This window comes from Altererythrobacter chaiwopuensis (assembly GCF_054957755.1).
Genome location: NZ_JBTXJG010000001.1, coordinates 1,984,998 through 1,999,786 on the forward strand (window position 1 = coordinate 1,984,998; position 14,789 = coordinate 1,999,786).

Genomic DNA, 14,789 nt, shown 5'->3' on the forward strand with positions numbered 1-14,789 from the left:
GTGCCCCTACACGGCTATTCGGCCAGCTTCAACGCCACTTCATTGCAGATTTTGACCAACCGCTGCGCCCACTCGCTTTGCCCCGCCGCACCGGTAATCTGGTCCTGGCGGATCTCGATGCCGAAATAGGGCCGCCCATGCGCCTCGGCATGGCGGTTCATCGTGGCGTTTAGGAGCTTGCCCGAATAGGGCTGCTGGTCGCCGACTATCAGCCCCTCTGCCTCGAGCAGCGGAATGGCGATGCGCGCCGCGCGGTCATCCTGATTGTACAATACCCCCACCTGCCAAGGGCGCTGCTCGTCGCTGCTGGCAAGGCGCGGGGTGAAGCTGTGCAGCGAGAGGATCAGCGCGGGTGGGACTGCATCGAGCAACTCTTCTAGCGCGTGATGATAGGGGCGAAAGAACCGCGCCAGCCTCGCCTCGTGACCGGCATGGTCGATAGCGTTGCCGGGTATCGCATGCCCGTCGCTGGCGATGGGGATAGTCGCGGGCTGATGCTCATCGCGGTTGAAGTCACACACAAGGCGGCTGACATTGCCCTGAAACGCAGCAAAACCAGACTGGCGCACCATTAATTCCGCCACTTCGGCAACCCCGATATCGATCGCGATGTGTTCATCCAGCAATGCCGGATCGATGCCAAGGTCGATATCTTGCGGAACTCGATTGCTGGCGTGATCGGAGACGATAAGCACGCCGCCTGCGCGCGGAGTTCCAAGGATGCGGAATGCTTCGCTCATCGCAGCGCACCCGCCATGGTCCACCAATCGCCGGGCATTGCGGCTTGTGCGCCGTCGCGCTGCGCTGCGCTGTCATAAAGCGCAAAGCAGGTGGCGCCGGAGCCGGACATGCGGGCAAGCCATGGGTTGGTCTGTGCTAGCGCCGCGAGCACCTCGGCGATCACCGGACACAGGGCGATGGCGGGGGCTTCGAGGTCGTTGCGCCCTTCGCGGGCGATCCGTGAGGCCGGGCCAACGGGAAGCGCCCCGCGATCCGTGCCGTCCCATTCCTTGAACACTGGCCCTGTGCTGAGCGGCACGCGCGGGTTGACCAGCAGCACCGGGGTTCCGGCAAGGTCGTTCTCGACAGGCTCAAGCTCGGTGCCAACACCGCGCCCGATGCAGGCGACGCTTTCGACGCAGGCTGGCACGTCGGCGCCGAGTTTTGCCGCCCTCGCCTGCCAGTCATCGGGCAGGCCGTGAAGCGCCTCGACAAGGCGGAACACCGCGCCCGCATCGGCCGACCCACCGCCCAACCCGGCTGCGACCGGCAGGTTCTTTTCGAGCTCGATCGCCAGCCCGCCGGGACGCGGCAGGCTTGAGAGTGCCTTGGCGACGAGATTGTCAAAGGGATCAGAAAGTTGCGAGGCAAACTCGCCAAAGCATCGAACTTCATCCTGCTCCGCCGATTGAGCAGTCAGCACATCGCCTTGGTCAACGAATGCGAACAGGGTTTCCAGATCGTGATAGCCATCCTCGCGCCGCCGCCGGACATGCAGCGCGAGGTTGATCTTGGCGTAAGCGGCTTCGCGCATCAATCCTCCCCCATTGGGGGAGGGGGACCAGCCGCAGGCTGGTGGAGGGGCACGGGCCGCTGGCCCAATATCCGACCCTTTCGCTCAAGACATATCTCGACAATGCGTTCCACGACCGGATTGACGTCCTCAAGCACCAGCTGCGCAGGAATTCGCGTGGTCGCTATGTGTTGTGATCGCAACCATTCCGAGCGCCGCTTGTCCCGACGGGCGACTGGGGCATTGTCATGCGCGAAGCCATCGACTTCGATCGCCAGACGAACCGAGGCGCAGTAGAAATCGAGCACATACGGTCCCGCAGGATGCTGGCGGCGAAACTTGAACCCTCCGGGGCGCTTTCGCAGCTCGCGCCAAAGTGTCGCTTCGGGCAAGCTCAATTCGCTGCGCAGCTTCCTGGCCAGCTTTACCGATTGGCGAGGTCCGGTGATCACGATGGTGCCCCTCCACCACACTTCGTGTGGTCCCCCTCCCCGTTTCGGGGAGGATATGACCGCCGCCGTACACGCAGCGCGAGGTTGATCTTGGCGAAGGCGGTTTCGGTGAGGCTCAAACTTCAGACTTTCGTCATTGCGAGGAGCCGAAGGCGACGCGGCAATCCAGTTTCCGGCGCCTGACCAAAGCGAAACGTTCGAAGCTGGATTGCTTCGCTACGCTCGCAATGACGAGCTCCTACATATTCGGATAGTTCGGGCCGCCGCCGCCTTCGGGCGTCACCCAGTTGATGTTCTGGTTGGGGTCCTTGATATCGCAGGTCTTGCAGTGGACGCAGTTCTGGCTGTTGATCTGGAACTTCATCTCGCCCGTCGCTTCGTCCTCAAGCCATTCATAGACGCCCGCCGGGCAATAACGCGCCGATGGGCCTCCGAACACCTTGAGTTCGCTTTCCTTCTGCAGCGCGAGGTCACCGACCTGCAAATGACACGGCTGGTCCTCGGCGTGGTTAGTGTAGCTGTAGGCGACGTTGGTCAGCTTATCGAAGGTGATCACTCCGTCGGGCTTGGGATAGTCGATCTTCGGATATAGGTCTGCCCTGCCCGTCTTGGTGTAATCTGGATCGTGCTTCATCGAGACCGGCAGGCCGATCTTGAGCGTGCGCATCCACATGTCCGCTCCAGCCAGCAAGGTGCCGATGTCGGCCCCGTATTTGGCAACCGCCGGCTGCGCATTCTGAACCAGCTTGAGCTCGTCGGCGATCCAGCTGCTGCGCACTGCCGCGTCATAATCGGCCAATTCGGTATGCTCCTGGCCCGCGCCGATCGCCGCAGCGATGCTTTCAGCTGCCAGCATCCCGCTTTTCATGGCGGTGTGGCTGCCCTTGATACGCGGCACGTTGACGAAGCCTGCCGCACAGCCGATCAGCGCGCCGCCCGGGAATGCCAGCTTGGGCACGCTCTGCCACCCGCCCTCGTTGATAGCGCGTGCGCCATAGGCCACGCGCTTGCCGCCTTCGAGATATTCGCGGATCGCCGGATGCTGTTTCCAGCGCTGGAATTCCTGATAGGGCGAGACCCAAGGGTTCTTGTAATCAAGCGCGGTAACAAAGCCCAATGCCACCTGGCCACTGGCCTGGTGGTAGAGGAAGCCGCCGCCCCAGCTATCGCTTTCGCTGAGCGGCCAGCCTTGCGTGTGGATAACGCGACCCGGCACATGCTTGTCCGGGTCGATATCCCACAATTCCTTGATGCCCAGGCCATAGACCTGCGGTTGGCAGTCTTTCTCGAGGTCGAATTTGGCCTTCATCTGCTTGGTCAAATTGCCGCGGGCCCCCTCTGCCAACAGCGTATATTTGGCGTGGATCTCCATGCCCGGCTGGTAATCACCCTTGTGGCTGCCATCGGCAGCAACACCCATGTCCTGCGTCACCACGCCGATGACGGCGCCCGCATCGTCGAACATCACCTCGGCGGCGGGGAAGCCGGGGAACACCATCACCCCCAGCGCTTCGGCCTGCTCGGCCAGCCAGCGGCACAAATTGCCGAGCGAGCCGGTGTAGCAGCCATGATTGCTCATCAGGGGCGGCATCATGAGATGCGGCAGAGAGGTCTTGCCCGTCTTCGAGAGCACCCAGTGCCAATTGTCCGTCACCGGCGTTTCAGCCATCGGGCAATTCATGTCGCGCCAGTCGGGAAACAGCTCGCTGAGCGCCTTGGGGTCGACCACCGCGCCCGACAGGATATGCGCGCCGATTTCGGAACCCTTTTCGAGCACCACGACCTCTAGTGCCTCATTGATCTGCTTCAATCGGATCGCCGCCGCAAGGCCAGCAGGCCCGCCGCCGACAATCACCACGTCGCAGGGCATCGATTCGCGTTCAACAGCTTCGGCGCTCATGAGGGGCTCATCCTTCGAAAATTCCGTGACCAAACTCCCGGCAAGCCTTGATTGCTGCGCCGGGGAAGGTCAAGACCGCATTGGATAGTATGACCCAGGCAGGATGCCTTGAACCGCGCGCAATCGCTGCTGCCCTTGACTGGTGGCGCGAAGCGGGCGTTGATTGCGACTATGCCGCTGACGCTACGGACTGGTTGGCAGCTGCAGCGGTATTGGAGGCCGAAAAGCCTGCTCCCCCGCCAATGTCGCCAGAGCCGCGTGCCGCCCCGCCACTGGCGATTCAGGAAAGCGATTTACTGGGCACTAATCCGCCTTCCGATCTCGCGAGTTTCCGCGAATGGTGGCTCAGCGAGCCAATGCTCGACACGATCGGCCCACGCGGCCGCGTGCCGCCGCGCGGTTCAGCGGGTGCGCGGCTGATGGTGCTGGTGATGGATCCCGAACAAGGGGACAGCGAAACCCTGCTGTCGGGAACACTCGGAAACCTGCTGGCCAAGATGCTGGAGGCGATGCAGTTGCGCGCAGATGAGGTTTACCTCGCCTCCGTGCTGCCCCGGCATACTCCGATGGCAGATGGCCCTGCGTTGGCCTTGCAGGGATTCAGTAAAGTATTACAACATCATATCAAACTGGCTGCACCGCAGGCCGTTCTCGCGCTCGGCACCAACACCCTGCCGCTTTTGGGGCACAATGCAGCGCAAGAGCCTGCCTCTTTACAAAATATTAACCATGAAGGCTTCAGCGTGCCGATGCTGGCGGCAGAAGGGCTCGATGCCATGATGGCAATGCCCCGGCTAAAGGCCCGCTTCTGGCGCAGATGGCTCGATTGGACAGGCAGACCGGCGTAATGAAAGCCACAAAGCTGATAGCACTGGGAATCTCCATCGTGAGCGGCTTAGCCGTGCTAAGTGCTGTGCCAGCCTCCGCCAACGCCAACAGCGCAGCGGAATATTTCCGCGCCCGCGCCCAAAGCAAGAACGTACCGCAAGTCCTGAGCGAGCCTGACCAGCAATATTACCGCGATATCTTTACCGCGATCGCGCAAGAGAACTGGACCAAGGTCGATGATCTGCTCGACGACCGTGAACCCGGCCTGCTGCATCAGGTAGCGCTGGCCGAATATTACACCCATGCCAACAGCCCGCGCGTATCTGCCGAACAGATTACGGCCTGGTTCGGGTTGGGCACAAACCTGCCGCAGGCTGAACAACTCGGCCGCCTTGGCCTCAAGCGCGGGCTCGAATTCGTGCCTCCTCTGCCGCAAGAGCAGACCTTCGTGCGCCAGCCCTATGCCTCGAAGCGCTTGCGCCCCCGCAGCGTTGACGATGGCACCATGCCAGAGGAGATCTCCAAAGAGATCCTCCAGCGCATCGTCAATGACGATCCCGATGGTGCACGCCTGCTGCTTGACGGAATCGATGCCATGCTTAGCCCCGCTGCCCGCGCCGAATGGCGGCAGCGGGTTGCCTGGAGCTATTACATTGAAAACCGCGACGCGGCGGCGCTTGCTATAGCGCAAACCGTCGCTGAAGGCAGCGGCGCCTGGGTTGCAGAGGGTGAGTGGGTGGTAGGCCTGGCCGCATGGCGGCTTGGCGATTGCACCACTTCCGCGCGCGGCTTTGCCCGCGCTGCCGAAATCTCGACCAATGCCGAGTTGACCACGGCTGCTCATTTCTGGGCCGCGCGGGCGCTGACAAGGTGCCGTCAACCTGCGCAAGCTGCCGATCATCTTCGCGCCGCTTCTCGCCAGGACGAAACGCTTTACGGTATGCTGGCGCTGGAGCAGCTGGGCCAGGATGTACCCGCCGCCTATGCCGATGCTGACTTTGCTCCGTCAGAATGGCAGCAGCTGCGCGGCATAAACAACGTGCGTGTGGCCGTGGGCTTGTTGGAGATCGGACGGGACGATCTTGCCGACGAGGTGCTGCGGCATCAGGCAAGAATTGGCAACCCAGCCGAATTCGTCGCGCTTTCCCGCCTCGCCCGCGAGCTTGGCCTGCCACAGACCCAATTGTGGATGGCACACAATGCGCCGCGCGGGGCGCAGCCGCTGCCCGCGCTTCGCTATCCCACCGCGCGCTGGCTGCCCACCAAGGGTTGGCAGGTAGATCCGGCGCTTGCCTTCGCCCATGCGCTGCAGGAATCGAATTTCCAAACCAAGGCGGTAAGCCCGGCCAACGCCCGCGGCCTCATGCAGATCACGCCGATTACCGTGCAGCAGCACGCGCCGCGGCTGGAAATGAACGCCAGCTACGTCAATCTCAATGATCCCGAGGTCAACCTAGCTTTCGGTCAACGCAATCTCGAGATGCTGCGCGACAGCCGCGCAACCCAAGGGCTGCTGCCCAAGATCATGGCCGCCTACAACGCAGGTCTCACGCCGGTCACTCGCTGGAATAGCGAAGTCCGCGACCAGGGCGATCCGCTGCTTTATATGGAGAGCATCCCCTATTGGGAAACGCGCGAATATGTGAACATCGTAATGCGCAATTACTGGATGTATGAGCGGCAGTCGGGCGCCCCTTCGGCAAGCCGCCTGGCGCTGGCACAAGGCATGTGGCCGGCGTTCCCTGAAAGCGGCGGCCCCAGCGGGGTGCGGCTGACCCGTTCGAACTAGGTGATGCAAGCCGATCAAGCTGGCACCACGACTTAAAGCGCAATAAACGCTTCCACAACGGCTTTGTTCTATATATGTTCTGGACCATGTTGGCCGAGAACAGAAAGATAGCGCGTGGTCGCGGGGCGCAGTCTGCCTCGACTCCCACGCGTTTCGGCCTCGCCGAACGTGAGGTGGACGCCGACTGGCGTGACGCGTTGGAAAATGTCGATGGCCAGCCGGTGAAACTGCGCACCGCGGTGGCCGAGGAACACCCCAGGACTATTATCAGCTTCAATCGTTCGCCCGACATTCCGTTTGACCGCTCGATCAACGCCTATCGCGGGTGCGAGCATGGCTGCGTCTATTGCTATGCCCGCCCGACACATGCCTTTCATGACCTTTCGCCGGGGCTGGACTTCGAGACGCGGCTGTTTGCCAAGCCTGATGCGGCGGAATTGTTGCGCGAAACGCTGGCGAAACCCAAATACCGCCCTGCCCCGATCGCCATGGGCACCAATACAGATCCCTACCAACCGATCGAGCGGCGCTACCGGATCACGCGGCAGGTGCTGGAAGTGTGCCTGGAAACACGCCACCCGGTAACGATCACTACCAAGTCTGACCGCGTGCTGGATGATCTGGACCTTCTGGCAGAGATGGCGCGGCACAAGCTGGTGGCGGTGGCAATCTCGGTAACCAGCCTTGATGCAAAGCTATCGGGCAAGCTCGAACCGCGCGCTGCTTCACCTGCCAAGCGGCTTGCAGCATTGGAAAAATTGGTCGAAGCGGGCGTCCCGGCGCATGTTTCGGTCGCGCCGATCATCCCGGCCATCACCGATGAGTTCATGGAGCGCATTTTGGAGGAAGCAGCAGTGCGCGGTGTGCGCTCGGCCAGCTGGATCATGCTGCGCCTGCCGCATGAGGTCGCCCCGCTGTTTCGCGAATGGCTCGAAGTGCACTACCCGGATCGTGCAGGCAAGGTGATGCACATTGTCCAGTCGATGCGCGGCGGGAAGGACAATGACGGACGCTTCTTCGAACGGATGAAGCCGCATGGTGTGTGGGCCGAACTGTTCCGCGCCCGCTTTCACAAGGCGCGGGCGCGTTACGGCATCGACAATCCCGAGTTAGAGCTCGGTTGTTCGCAGTTCATACCGCCGGAAGTCGGCGGGCAGTTGCGGCTGCTTTAGGAAACCACTGCTTTCTTCGTCCGAAATTCAGGGTAATCCTTGCGGAAGCATCGCTGTCCTTCTGCGAGTGGGCGGTCAACAACCTCGCGCACCTTTACTAGTCCGGCTGCCTTGAGTTCGCGCTCTTCCGCAGTGAGGCATTGCTCGAACAAGGCCCGCATCGCTTCGCCGTCCAAATAGGTGAGGTGCCATAATCCTTTGCCTGCTATTGCCGCCATCTCCTTGCTCGACCCGTGCTCAAGAAGACTTTGAATGATCGCAGCCCTGTACCCACTGTAGATGTCGGTTCGAACAAGCTCGTAACTAAGACAATCGACTGATTGGCTCGCCTCGCACTCCTTTCGAGCCGATCCAAGGTATGCTTCCGCTGCCAGGACGCAATGCTCCGAGCGCTCGGCATGCGTCCATTGAACGTCTTGCATGCAGCGGACAACATCCTCTTTGATCGTCCCAAGCTGAGGCGGGACATAACTGAGTTCTCGGCTATCACCGCAAGCGGTAAGTACGAGAAGCGAGCCCCAAAAAGCGAGGATTCTCAACCAAACCCCCCGCCCGCTTCTCCCGGCTTGAAGCGGATCAGGCGGCTATCGACCAAGGCAGCGGTGCGGTTTACGACGGCGAGCTGGTATTCAGGGTCCTTGATCATTTCGAAAAAGGCCCCGGCATGGGGATATTGCGCGATAAAGCCATCATGCCATTGCTTGTCGGTCGGCCCGGTCACCATCGTCTGGAACGCGCCGCGCCACACGATGCTGCCGCCCACCCGGCGGAAGATCGGGCCGCTGGTCTTGCCATATTCCTCATAGGCCCGCCGCCCGCTCCAGCCATTGCCGTGGTGCTCATGCCCTTCGGGATATTCGGCAAGCTCGCGATAAAGCAGCAGGTTGAGCATGTGGATCGGCTCATCGCGCGGCAGGGCCTTGAACGCTGCGAAATTGGCTGGCGAAGGATCGATATAGATTTCGCTCACGCTTATACCTCCAGCTTGTAGTCCGCGAACTGGTCCCGCAAATTCTTCTTGCTGATCTTGCCGGTTGCGGTGTGCGGGATCTCGTCGATGAATTCGACCGCATCGGGCAACCACCATTTGGCGATCTTGTCAGTGAGGAAATCGAGCACATCCTGAGCGGTCAAATTGGCACCCTCCTTCTTGACCACGAACAGCACCGGGCGCTCGTCCCACTTCGGGTGGTACATGCCTACCGCGGCCGCCTCCGCAATATCGGGATGGCCCATTGCCGCGTTTTCGAGCTCGACCGAGCTGATCCATTCGCCGCCGGATTTGATCACGTCCTTGGTCCGGTCGGTGAGTTGCAACGTGCCATCCGGGTGGAGGATGCCCACGTCACCCGTGTCAAACCAGCCTTCGTTGTTCGCCGCGTCCTTCTCGGCCTTGAAATAGCGCTTGATGATCCACGGCCCGCGGATTTGCAGCGCGCCTGACGATTTGCCATCGCGCGGCAGCTCGGTCATCATGTCGTCAAGATCCACAGTGCGCAACTCTACACCGAAGATCGGGCGCCCCTGCATCGCGGTCTTTGCGACTTTCTCTTCGAAGCTGAGTTGATCCCAATCCCAGGTTGGCCCGCCAACCGTGCCAATCGGCGAAGTTTCGGTCATGCCCCATGCGTGCTGCACGCGCGTGCCGTTCTTCATCAGTCGCTCGATCATGAACTTCGGGCAAGCCGAGCCCCCGATGGTCGCGGCCCTCAAGGGGGGCAGTTCGATGCCTTCCCTGTCGCAATACTGGAAATGCGCCAGCCAGACTGTGGGCACGCCCGCGCTCTCGGTTACACCTTCGCGGATCATCAGCTCATGCAGCACCGCCGGATCGTTGACTGCGGAAAATACGAACTTGATCCCTGCCATCGCGCCGGCATAGGGCAGGCCCCAGCTCGCAGCGTGGAACATCGGCACCACCGGCAGCATTACCGAGGAACTGCTGAAGTTGAACGCGGCGGGCTGCAACCCCGCCATGGCGTGCATCATGGTTGAACGATGTTCGTACTGCACACCCTTGGGATTGCCGGTGGTTCCCGAGGTATAGCAGATCATGCAGGGATCGGTTTCACTGCCCGTAACCCATTCGAAACCGCCGTCCTGCTCGCCGATCCAGTCTTCGAAGGCTGGCGAATGTTCGCCCGAATCGTAACAGATATAGTGCTCGACCGTGGTCCAGCGGGACCGCATCCGGTCAACGATAGGCTGGAATGCCGCGTCATAGCACAGCACCCGGTCTTCGGCGTGGTTGACGATATATTCGAGCTGATCGTCGAACAGGCGCGGATTCACCGTGTGGAGCACCCCGCCCATGCCCGCAACGCCATACCAGCTGACCAGATGCCGCGAATGGTTCATTGCCAGGCTGGCGACGCGATCGCCCTTTTTGATACCCATCGCCTGGAGCGCCTGAGCCATCTTGAGCGCGTCACGCCGGATGCCAGCCCAGTTCGTGCGCGTCTCGCTGCCATCGGCCCACCGGGTCACGATCTCGCGTGTACCCGCTTCGCGCGCCGCGTGATCGATCACGTGGGTAATGCGCATGGTCCAATCCTGCATGGCTCCGAGCATCGGTTCTCTCTCCTCCTACCGATCGATATTTCCCCCTCATGCCGAGGGTTGCCGCGCTTGGCAATCACTCAAAAATGCGGCTGGCAAACTGAAAAAGGGGGCAGATCGCTCCGCCCCCAAGTCCATAGACTTATGGTTGCTTATTGCGGCGAGTTTGCATGGCTGTTGACGAAATATCCGACGACCTCCCAGCCATCTTGCCCCCACAACATCACCACCGTTTCCACTACAATCCCTTCGCGACCGGTAAACTCGGTCTGGAATTGCAGGAACTGGTAATCACCTTCAGGTGCGCCGGGCACTGTGCTCGCGCGCTGGACCGTGGTGAGCCGTCGTTCAACCACCTTGCCCAGCGGTGTGCGCACCGGATCGACAACGCTGGCCCATTCCTCGGCGCTGGCCTGTGACTGGAAGTAAGCTCCTGCAGTTTCCCAGCTACCTTGCCAATCGCCGGCATCGACGTATTTCAGGAATTCTTCCGCGCGGCCAAGCGCAACGGGATCATCCGCGCTGGCTTTTGCAGCCGTTTCGCTGCCCGCTTGGGCCGGTGGATGCGACGCAGTCGTGCCGCCATCCCCAAGGTAAACGACGCCGACAATGGCGGCTGCGATCAAAACAGACATGATAAGCATTCCTCCTGCAAACCACGTGAGGCCAAATGGTCCACGCGGCTGTTGATTGGTGAGGTCTGCATTGTCTGTCTCAGCACCCGATATGGGTATCCCGAAAGATGTGTGTGCAGGATATTGCGGGGTCGCTTCCTCAGCATCTCCCAAAATTCTTGCGGCCTCACGGCTGCTCGACACACCCAATTTGCGGCGTGCATTGCGCAGGCGGTCATTGACGGTATGGACCGAAATATCGAGCTCGATTGCACTCGACTTGGCATCGTGGCCTGCCAAAAGCAGGCGCAGCACTTCCTTCTCCTTGTCGGTAAGATCGGCGATCTGTTCGCTTATCATGCGACCAGCCGCAGGTTCGCACGGCCCCGCACAGGCTGAAGCTGGACGTTTTCGATGCCCTCGATCGCCGTGAGCCGCTCTGCCAGTTCGCCATCCAGCGCAAAGTGATGCCCCAACCGGACACTGGCAAATTCTTCCTGGCTAATCAGCAGCCTTGCAATGGCCTCGCCCTGCCCCTCATCCCCCGGCGCCAGTTCAAGCCGCAGATCGGCCAGCGCCTCGCGGCTGAGCACGTCAAGCGTCAGCATCATCCGCGTACCGCCCTTCACCTCGTCAAGCGGGCGGGCCCCTCGCACGGTAATGCGCGGCGGCTCGCTGGGATTGGGAGAATCCAGCTCTACCTGCAGCAGCAGGCAGGTGGCCTCGGCCGCCCAACGCTCGAACTGGGGCACCAGGCTCTCTTCGAAGCAGGCCGCTGAAAACTGGCCCGACGCATCGGAGAAATCCCCGCGGATGAATTCTGCCCCGCGCTTGGTGCGGCCCTTGCTGAAACCTTCAACCATCGCCGCCATAACCGCAGGTGCGCGGCCCCCAGCGGGCGCACCGGCTTCCATGATGCTTTGATAACTGCGCGCACCATTGGCCGAGGCAAGGTGCCAATATTGCTGCACCGGATGGGCGGCGAAATAGAAGCCGAAATTTTCGCGCTCCTTCGCCATCTGCTCGATGCGCGACCATCGCGGGGTATCCACAAGGTGCAGGCTCTCTTCCGAGGCATCTTCGCCGCCGAACAATGCGGCCTGCCCGCTGGATCGCTCGCGCTCCGCCGCATCCGCCACCGCCAGCAGCATATCGGCATTTGCGAATAATTTCGCACGGTTGTCATCCAGGCAATCGAGCGCTCCCGCGCAGATCAGCCCTTCGAGCTGACGCGAATTCATCGCCCCCTTGGGCATGCGTTCGAACAGGTCCTTGAGGCTGGTAAACGGGCCTGCATTTTCACGCTCGGCCACCACGGCTTCCATCGCCTTGTCGCCGACATTGCGGATGCCGGCCAGCGCATAGCGCACACCGTAGCCGCGATCGGTCTGTTCCACCGTAAAGCGCGATTCCGAATGGTTGATACAAGGAGGCAGCACCTCCACACCGCCATGCGCGCCGGGATAGCGCCGCGCATCGTCGACAAATACGGCGAGCTTTTCCGACTGGTGCATGTCGAAACACATCGAGGCCGCGTAGAATTCTTCGGGGTAATGCGCCTTGAGCCAGGCAGTCTGGTAGGCGAGCAGCGCATAGGCGGCAGCGTGTGACTTGTTGAAGCCATAGCCCGCGAATTTGTCGATCAAGTCAAACAGCGTGTTTGCTTCGCCCGCCGGTATGCTCGAAACCGTGGCGCAGCCGTCGATGAAGCGCTGGCGCTGCGCGTCCATTTCGGCCTGCACTTTCTTGCCCATCGCGCGGCGCAGCAGGTCCGCTTCGCCTAGCGAGTAGCCCGCCAGGATCTGCGCCGCCTGCATCACCTGTTCCTGATAGACGAAAATGCCGTAAGTCTCTTCGAGAATGCCCTTGAGGCTCGGATGCGGATATTCAATCGGCACTTCGCCCGACTTGCGCTTGCCGAACAGCGGGATGTTGTCCATCGGGCCGGGGCGATAGAGCGAGACGAGCGCGATGATGTCTTCGAACTTGGTCGGCTTCACTGCTGTCAGCGTGCGCCGCATACCCTCCGATTCCAACTGGAACACACCCACGGTATTGCCCGATTGCAGCAGGCCGTAGACCGCTGGATCATCCCATTCGAGCGCCCCAATGTCGATCTCGACCCCGCGTTTGGCCAGCAGGTCCACTGCCTTGCGCAGTACCGAGAGCGTCTTGAGACCGAGGAAATCGAACTTCACCAGGCCCGAGCTTTCGACATATTTCATGTCAAGCTGCGTCACCGGCATGTCAGAACGCGGATCGCGGTAAAGCGGTACCAGCTGTGACAGCGGCCGATCGCCAATCACCACACCGGCAGCATGGGTAGAGCTGTTGCGCGGCAGCCCTTCGAGCTGCAGCGCAAGATCGACCAGCGTCTTTACCTCACCGTCATTGTCGTATTCGCGGCGAAAATCAGCCGCGCCGTTAAGCGCGCGCGGCAAGGTCCATGGATCGGTCGGGTGGTTGGGCACCATCTTGCACAGCCGGTCGACATGGCCATAGCTCATCTGCAGGATGCGCCCGCAATCGCGCAGAACCGCACGCGCTTTCATCTTGCCGAAGGTGATGATCTGCGCGACCCTGTCGTGACCATAGCGTTCCTGCACGTAGCGGATCACTTCGCCGCGCCGCGTTTCGCAGAAATCGATATCGAAATCCGGCATTGAGACGCGCTCTGGGTTCAGAAAGCGCTCGAACAGCAACCCCAGCCGGATCGGATCGAGATCGGTGATGGTCAGCGCCCATGCGACCAGCGAGCCTGCGCCCGATCCGCGCCCCGGCCCCACCGGAATCCCGTTATCCTTGGCCCATTTGATGAAGTCGGCAACGATCAGGAAATACCCCGGGAAACCCATGTTGACGATGATCTCGACTTCATAGTCCAACCGGTCGAAATAGGTCTTGCGCTCCGCATCAGACAGTTCGCCATAGGGCTCGAGCCGGGCCTCCAGCCCCTTGCGCGCATCCTCGGCCAGCATTCTCGCTTCGCCTTCAAGATCGCCCGCAAGGCTGGGCAGGATCGGCTTGCGATCGGGCGGCAAAACGGCGCAGCGCTGCGCGATGACCAGCGTGTTGGCGGTCGCCTCGGGCAGGTCGGCGAACAATTCCTCCATCATCGGAGCCGATTTGACCCAGGCATCGCGATTGGTATGCGGGCGATCCTCGGCATCGATATGGCTCGAATTGGCGATGCACAGCATGGCATCGTGCGCCTTGTGGAAATGCGGCTCCGCATATTGCGCCGGGTTGGTCGCAACCAGCGGCAGATTTCGGGCATAAGCCAGATCGATCAGCGCTTCCTCCGCCGCAGCGCAAACCGGATCGCCATGCCGCGCCAGCTCGATATAAAGCCGCTGCGGAAACAGGGCTTCCAACCGGTCAATCAGCGCCTCGGCATGGCTCTGCTGCCCTTCGGCCAACAGGCGTGTCAATGCGCCCTCACCCGCACCGGTGAGCGCGATCAGCCCCGCAGTATGTCCCTCAAGGTCAGCCAGCTGGACATGTGGTTCGAATTCCAGCGGACGGTTGAGGTGAGCCCTGGAGACAAGGTGGCAGAGATTGTCATAGCCAGCTTCGTCCTGTGCGTAGAGCGGCAGGAAATCGACCTGACGGCCTTCTTCGTCCCGCGCCACGCCAAGCAATGTGCCAATGATCGGCTGCACACCCTCACCCAGGCATGCGCTGCCAAAAGCCACCGCGCCATAAAGCCCGTTGCGGTCGCAAATCGCGATGGCGGGAAAGCCGCGTTCCCTGGCAAGCTTGGCAATCGCCTTGGGATCGATCGCCCCCTCGAGCATCGAATAGGAAGACTGGACACGCAGTGGGACAAAGGGAGCAAAGGCCATGGGGGTACTATGCGTACCACGGCCGGATTCGCCAAGCTTCGAAGGTAGCCTATCCCCTAATCGTCATTGCGAGGAGGCCAATAGGCCGACGCGGCAATCCAAATTCAGAACTCGATT

At 61.3% G+C, this 14,789-nt stretch carries 11 protein-coding genes; 3 read left to right on the forward strand and 8 right to left on the reverse strand.

Features of this window, described 5'->3' with window-relative positions; genetic code table 11:
• Window positions 1–14: 14 nt before the first annotated feature.
• The 4 genes from ACX2DJ_RS09800 to ACX2DJ_RS09815 form a co-directional block, all read right to left on the reverse strand.
• Window positions 15–740: an N-formylglutamate amidohydrolase gene (locus tag ACX2DJ_RS09800; protein ID WP_462572330.1), complete on the reverse strand. Its 726-nt coding sequence runs from the start codon at window positions 738–740 to the stop codon at window positions 15–17.
• On the reverse strand, window positions 737–1,534 hold the full coding sequence (locus tag ACX2DJ_RS09805) for a 4-(cytidine 5'-diphospho)-2-C-methyl-D-erythritol kinase (protein WP_462572331.1): 798 nt from the start codon (window positions 1,532–1,534) through the stop codon (window positions 737–739). The genes ACX2DJ_RS09800 and ACX2DJ_RS09805 overlap by 4 nt, the downstream gene beginning before the upstream one ends.
• A complete protein-coding gene (locus ACX2DJ_RS09810) occupies window positions 1,534–1,965 on the reverse strand; it encodes an endonuclease domain-containing protein (RefSeq protein ID WP_462572332.1) in 432 nt (143 codons plus the stop codon). Before ACX2DJ_RS09810 ends, ACX2DJ_RS09805 begins: the two co-directional genes overlap by 1 nt.
• Window positions 1,966–2,203: 238 nt before the next feature.
• Window positions 2,204–3,865 (reverse strand): electron transfer flavoprotein-ubiquinone oxidoreductase, encoded by a 1,662-nt coding sequence (locus ACX2DJ_RS09815; protein ID WP_462572333.1) that lies wholly within the window; start codon window positions 3,863–3,865, stop codon window positions 2,204–2,206.
• Window positions 3,866–4,059: 194 nt separating this feature from the next.
• Here ACX2DJ_RS09815 and ACX2DJ_RS09820 point away from each other — a divergent pair, with 194 nt between their 5' ends.
• The 3 genes from ACX2DJ_RS09820 (at window position 4,060) to ACX2DJ_RS09830 (ending at window position 7,654) form a co-directional block, all read left to right on the forward strand.
• Window positions 4,060–4,713, forward strand: coding sequence for a uracil-DNA glycosylase family protein (locus ACX2DJ_RS09820; protein WP_462572334.1), 654 nt, complete (start codon window positions 4,060–4,062; stop codon window positions 4,711–4,713).
• Window positions 4,713–6,482, forward strand: a complete 1,770-nt coding sequence (locus tag ACX2DJ_RS09825) for a lytic transglycosylase domain-containing protein (protein WP_462572335.1) — start codon at window positions 4,713–4,715, stop codon at window positions 6,480–6,482. The genes ACX2DJ_RS09820 and ACX2DJ_RS09825 overlap by 1 nt, the downstream gene beginning before the upstream one ends.
• 86 nt (window positions 6,483–6,568) lie before the next feature.
• Complete coding sequence (locus tag ACX2DJ_RS09830) at window positions 6,569–7,654, forward strand: PA0069 family radical SAM protein (protein WP_462572336.1); 1,086 nt, start codon at window positions 6,569–6,571, stop codon at window positions 7,652–7,654.
• Window positions 7,655–8,189: 535 nt separating this feature from the next.
• Here ACX2DJ_RS09830 and ACX2DJ_RS09835 read toward each other — a convergent pair.
• The 4 genes from ACX2DJ_RS09835 to dnaE all read right to left on the reverse strand — a co-directional run bounded on the left by ACX2DJ_RS09835 (window position 8,190) and on the right by dnaE (window position 14,672).
• Entirely contained in the window at window positions 8,190–8,624 is a 435-nt protein-coding gene (locus tag ACX2DJ_RS09835; protein ID WP_462572337.1) for a DUF1330 domain-containing protein, read from the reverse strand.
• A 2-nt stretch (window positions 8,625–8,626) separates the two neighbouring features.
• Complete coding sequence (locus ACX2DJ_RS09840) at window positions 8,627–10,225, reverse strand: long-chain fatty acid--CoA ligase (RefSeq protein ID WP_462572338.1); 1,599 nt, start codon at window positions 10,223–10,225, stop codon at window positions 8,627–8,629.
• Between the two features lie 140 nt (window positions 10,226–10,365).
• Window positions 10,366–11,187, reverse strand: coding sequence for a DUF4019 domain-containing protein (locus tag ACX2DJ_RS09845; RefSeq protein WP_462572339.1), 822 nt, complete (start codon window positions 11,185–11,187; stop codon window positions 10,366–10,368).
• Entirely contained in the window at window positions 11,184–14,672 is a 3,489-nt protein-coding gene (dnaE, locus tag ACX2DJ_RS09850; protein WP_462572341.1) for a DNA polymerase III subunit alpha, read from the reverse strand. Before dnaE ends, ACX2DJ_RS09845 begins: the two co-directional genes overlap by 4 nt.
• Window positions 14,673–14,789: the final 117 nt, after the last annotated feature.